This window comes from Gilliamella intestini, assembly GCF_900094935.1.
Classification (GTDB): Bacteria; Pseudomonadota; Gammaproteobacteria; order Enterobacterales; family Orbaceae; genus Gilliamella; species Gilliamella intestini.
In genome coordinates this window covers 1-5,780 of the sequence record NZ_FMBA01000076.1, presented here as the reverse complement: position 1 = coordinate 5,780, position 5,780 = coordinate 1, and the positions used below count along the sequence as shown (strand labels likewise).

Annotated in this window: 4 protein-coding genes; 3 read left to right on the top strand and 1 reads right to left on the bottom strand. The window is 35.5% G+C overall.

Going from position 1 to position 5,780, the window contains the following annotated elements; all coding sequences use genetic code 11:
• Positions 1-361 precede the first annotated feature (361 nt).
• A complete protein-coding gene (locus GA0061080_RS11780) occupies positions 362-1,558 on the top strand; it encodes a sugar efflux transporter (protein ID WP_091125973.1) in 1,197 nt (398 codons plus the stop codon).
• 72 nt (positions 1,559-1,630) lie between these two features.
• Here GA0061080_RS11780 and ypfJ read toward each other — a convergent pair whose 3' ends face one another.
• Positions 1,631-2,488: a KPN_02809 family neutral zinc metallopeptidase gene (gene ypfJ / locus GA0061080_RS11775; RefSeq protein WP_091125970.1), complete on the bottom strand. Its 858-nt coding sequence runs from the start codon at positions 2,486-2,488 to the stop codon at positions 1,631-1,633.
• A 217-nt stretch (positions 2,489-2,705) separates the two neighbouring features.
• On the opposite strand from ypfJ, the gene GA0061080_RS11770 reads away from it, so the two are divergent.
• On the top strand, positions 2,706-3,599 hold the full coding sequence (locus GA0061080_RS11770; protein ID WP_091125966.1) for a DMT family transporter: 894 nt from the start codon (positions 2,706-2,708) through the stop codon (positions 3,597-3,599).
• 323 nt (positions 3,600-3,922) lie between these two features.
• Entirely contained in the window at positions 3,923-5,428 is a 1,506-nt protein-coding gene (proP, locus tag GA0061080_RS11765; protein WP_091125963.1) for a glycine betaine/L-proline transporter ProP, read from the top strand.
• The last annotated feature ends 352 nt before the right edge of the window (positions 5,429-5,780 follow it).

Genomic DNA, 5,780 nt, shown 5'->3' with positions numbered 1-5,780 from the left:
ATATTTAACTGTTTAACTATTTAAATTATATAAACAATTTAAAAAGACACGGGTGCATTTATGGCGGATTATTTTAATCATAACAAAGAATAATTCGCTATTTTTTACAACTTAAAAAGTGGGCTGTTTATTGGTTTATTTTACTGGTTGTTTTTGTAAAAAATATTCAGGAGTCTATACCGTTTGGGTATTTAAAAACTGAAAAGCCTGATAGGTACTTTAATTGAAATGGCGTGTAACATTAACGACAAGAAACTTTCGAGTTGTTTACATTTCATGATTTAGATTTAGTTTGAATTTTATTATTTTTATGCCGATTTTAAGTATATAATCGACACAAATTCCTCTACTATGTATTGTTATGACTAAGGTATCTTCGTTTCGTCAAAAACAGAGCGTTATTTTTATTGCTTTTTTAGCCACTACGTTTATTGTTGGTGTTGCAGGGGCGTTGCAATCGCCTACGTTAAGTCGTTTTTTATCGTTTGAAGTAAATGTAAACCCCCGTTTGGTTGGATTGTTTTTTTCGGTGAATGCGTTGGCAAGTATCATTGGTAGCTTTTTGTTAGCTAAATATTCAGACCAAAAAGGCGACAGGCGGCATATTGTTATATTTTGTTGCTTAATGGGCGTTGCTAATAGTGTGATATTTGCCTTTTCTCGGCACTATGTTGTTTTGATTACGTTGGGGGTTTTATTTGCTGCTTTATCATCGGCTGCGATGCCTCAAGTTTTTGCTCTTGCGCGTGAATATGCGGTAAAAACAGGGCGTAATGTGGTAGCGTTTAATTCGTTAATTCGTGCACAGCTTTCTTTGGCGTGGGTGATTGGACCACCACTTTCATTTGGTTTAGCCGTTCATTATGGTTTTACTGCCATGTATTTAAGTGCTATGTCTATGTTTGTTGTGGCAATGTTATTTGTTGCGTTTTTTTTACCGTCGGTTGAAAAAAATCCAACCTCACAACTTGATAATTCGATTGATATAAAATCAGCCGAACAGTCGCTATTTAAAAATAGAAATGTGGTTTGTTTGTTGCTTTCTACTGTGTTTATGTGGACAGCCAATATGATGTATATCATCGATATGCCACTTTATGTGGATTCTGTATTGCATTTATCAAATTCATTACCTGGGCAATTAATGGGGTTAGCGGCAGGTATTGAAATTCCTGTTATGCTCATTGCAGGTTATTTAGTTCCAAAATTGGGCAAAAGAAATTTATTTTTTATCGCCATTGTTTGTGGTTTATTATTTTATATTGGTATGATTTTATTGACTAATAAATTTGCTTTGTTTGCTTTGCAGCTTTTTAATGCGCTTTTTATTGGTATTGTGGCAAACATTGGTATTATTTATTTTCAGGATTTGTTACCAACAAGAATGGGCGTTGCTTCAACCTTATTTAATAATGGCATTATTTGTAGTGTGATTTTGGCAGGTGTGATTCAAGGCTTTGTTTCTGAGTCTTATGGGCATCAGGTTATTTATTGGATTGCATTTGCCATGGTTGCCATTTCATTGCTGTTTTGTGCTTTGGTGAATGATAAAAGTTGATGATGTTGTTGGTTAAATTGTCTTCCTAATTAGGGAAGACAATTGTTAACGTTTTTACTTTTTATTAGCAAATTATTCAGCAAAGGTGTTGCACTGGCTAATTGAACCGTTATCAAATCCTTTTTTAAACCATGTATAACGTTGTTTTGATGAGCCATGGGTAAAGCTGTCAGGCATAACATAACCACCACTTTGTTGTTGTAATCGATCGTCGCCAATGGCTTGTGCCGTTTTTAGCGCTTGTTCTATATCGCCCACTTCAAGGATGTTTTGTTTTTGCATCGCATTGCCCCACATACCCGCATAACAATCTGCTTGTAATTCTAATTTTACCGATATTTGGTTTTTGGTGGTGTCTGATTGGCCTTGTGTTAGTTGTGCCACTTGGTTAAATGTTCCCAGTAAATTCTGTACATGGTGTCCTACTTCGTGGGCGATAACATAACCTTGCGCAAAATCACCTCCACCACCAAGACGTTGTTTCATTTCTTGATAAAAGGAAAGGTCTAAATATACCGTTTTATCAATATTACAATAGAAAGGCCCCATCATTGCTTGACCTGTACCACACGATGTTTGGGTTGCATGAGTATATAGCACCAATTTAGGTGGAACATAAGTTTTGCCTAGGCGTTGGAATTGTTCGCTCCAGTAATCTTCGGTACTGGCTAAAATAATTGAGGTGAATTTAGCCGCTTCGTTATCATCTGCGGTATATTCTGACGAGGTTTGTTGTGTGCTGTCTGGAGTTGTTAGGTCGGAACTAAGTAATCCCGTTAAATCAACACCATAATAACCCGCCACTAAAACCACAATAAATAAAGCAATTTTGCCTTTGCCTTTGATAGGAATTACAGTTCCCATTCCACTGCTTGATTGTGAGCGGCGATCTTCAATGTTGTCGCTCTCTCTTTGGTCTTTCCAACGCATAAGAAGTACCTTATCAATTTTGGTTTTGTTATTTTAATGGATAATGATTAAGGATACTAGATTAAGTCAATGCTATCGTTGTAATTTGGAAAAGTAATAATGAGTAAAATGAGAGCAGTAGGTAACAATGTCATTAAAGAGGTTATTTTCTTGCGTTAATTTAGGTATATAATGTGGTCAATTCTATCATATTTTCATTCTGATATCAGGGTATTATATGCCGTATCTATTGCTTACTTTAGCTGCTTGTTTTTGGGGCGGAAATTATGTTGTTGGGCGTGTTTTGGTAACGCAAGCCGATCCCATTGTTATATCTGAAGGGCGTTGGGTTATTACGGCTGTGTTGTTATTAGGATTGTATCATCATCAAGTGCGTAATGATCTTTCTAAAATTAAAAAGTCGATAGGGCCCATTTGTTTACTGGCAATTTTTGGTCAGATTTTGTTTCCTTTAACGCTTTATATTGGATTGCAATATACTTCATCGCTTAATGCATCAATTTACCTTTCGGCAACGCCCGGCATGGTTTTAGTAATGAATAAATTATTATTTAATGATTCAATTTCAAAAAATAATATTTTAGGTGTGTTGTTTAGTACAATTGGCGTGGTTTATTTGATTTTACAAGGCAATCTAACCAATTTAAATGCATTGAGCAATATTAACAAAGGCGACTTGTGGGCAATGGCATCGGCCATGAGTTGGGCATGTTATAGTACTTTTTTACGTTTAAAAGATAAATCAATTGCAGGCAATGCTTTTGTGACAGTCAGTGCCGTGTTAGGCTCTTTGATGTTACTACCTATTGCTTTGGTGTATTTCTATTTTTATCCCGTTGAAAATTTAGCGCATTATACTGATAGCAGCTTCTTGCTTGGTATATTGTATATTGCTATTTTTGCCTCTTGGTTATCTTACTTGTTTTGGAATAGGGGAATTGCTGAAATTGGCGCAAGCCGTGGACAGATCTATACTCATATTATTCCTTTATCTGGTGGTGTTTTTAGTATTCTATTTTTGCATACCGAAATTGCGAGTTTTCATATCATCAGTACGTTATTTATTGTCATTGGTATTTACCTTTGTTCGAAAAAAAACGATGGTTCATAATTATATTTAACAAAAGCAAAATCAGGCCGTGTAGCGGTTGCATTTTACAAAATGGGATATTTTGTTATACTTGACGGACAATTTTCGTGAAAAGGAATTGTTTTACTGTTATCAAGTCGCAATATAGCTAGTCGAAATTACTTACCCATTTTTGCTTTTTATTGTCCTCTTTTTTGTTTTGTTGGATTTTGCATCAATCTTTATTAACTGTTTTAGCGTATTTTATGTAATACCGCTGATGTTCGTTTGGCATTACACAATGATATCAATGGTGTTACTTCGTTATTCCTTTTCTGTGTCTAATTTTAGATAGGCGGTATGTTATGAAAAAAGCAGTAAGATTTAAAAGGAAACCATTAAATATTAATGATATTACTATTATTGATGATAACAAATTAAGAAAGGCAATTATTGCAGCAGCACTAGGCAATGCGATGGAGTGGTTTGATTTTGGGGTTTATGGGTTTTTGGCGTATGTTTTAGGACAGGTGTTTTTTCCTGATGCGTCGCCAAGTATTCAAGTTGTGGCAGCTTTGGCAACTTTTTCAGTTCCTTTTTTAGTTCGTCCATTAGGCGGTTTAGTTTTTGGTGTGCTTGGTGATAAGTTAGGACGTCAAAAAATCCTTTCTGTTACCATTATTATTATGTCTCTTAGTACATTTTGTATTGGGCTTATTCCTTCTTATTCAACTATTGGTATTTTTGCGCCACTTTTATTATTGCTAGCAAAATTAGCTCAAGGATTTTCGATCGGTGGTGAATATTCAGGTGCGGCCATTTTTGTCGCTGAATACTCACCAGATCGTAAGCGTGGCTTTATGGGGAGCTGGTTAGATTTTGGTTCAATTGCAGGCTTTTTAGTTGGTGCAGGTTTGGTAGTACTGTTATCAAGCATTCTTGGTAAAGTTGCATTTCATGATTGGGGCTGGCGAATTCCATTTTTGTTTGCCTTACCATTAGGATTGATTGGTCTGTATTTACGCCACGCATTAGAAGAAACCCCCGCATTTCAGCAACATACCAATGAAATGGAAAGTAATGAAAATACCAATACCGCTAATCCTCCTAAAATGACATTTAAAGCTATCTTCACTCAATATTGGAAGAGTTTATTAGTGTGTGTTGGACTGGTGATTATTACCAATGTCACTTATTATATGTTGCTTACTTACATGCCAAGTTATTTATCGCATAACTTAAATTATCGTGCTGATCATGGAGTATTAATCATTATTGCTATTATGATCGGAATGTTATTTGTACAGCCAATGATTGGCTTTATTAGCGATAAAATTGGATGCAGGTCTTTTATTGTTGGAGGTAGTTTAGGATTACTCATTCTTGCTTACCCTGCATTTATGATGATTAACAGTGATGTTATTGGACTTATTTTTATTGGTTTATTGATTTTAGCGGTGTTACTTAACTGTTTTACGGGAGTGATGGCATCTATTTTACCTGCTATTTTCCCAACAAGTATTCGTTATAGTGCTTTAGCTATTGCATTTAATATTTCGGTACTTATTGCCGGGGCAACACCAACTGTTGCCGCTTGGTTGGTTGAAGCGAGTGGTGATTTATATATGCCAGCCTATTATTTAATGGTGGTTGCATTAGTTGGGTTAGTGACAGGCATAAAAATGAAAGAAACCGCCAATAAACCACTTCGAGGCGCAACACCTGCCGCATCGGATCGTTCAGAAGCCAAAGAGATTTTATCGGATCACTTCGATTCAATAGAGCAAAAAGTGGAAGATATCCAACAACAGATCGATACCTTACAAAAACAGCGTCAAGATTTAGTGGATCAACATCCTAAATTAGATTGATCTTTTATTTTTTGGTTTTGTATGTTTTAAAACATACAAAACTAAAGTTTAATAAAATCAATACGCTACCTGAGTGTTTTTTAACGGTAAAATTAGCACATCATAAAAATAACCAAAACGCTGCCAACCCTTTTTTTAACGATAAATTAAAAATAAATAAAAACAATATGTTATCCGGTCGCTACAAAAAAGGGTTTTTGAAAACAGAAATCCTATTTGCCTTTTGCTAAACAAGGTTTATAGTATACCGGTTTCTAGTTTACCGCCGCATAGGCGGTTTAGAAATACGAAAATCGACCTATCAATATAGGGCTCACGTTTACCGCCGCATAGGCGGTTTAGAAAATCACCG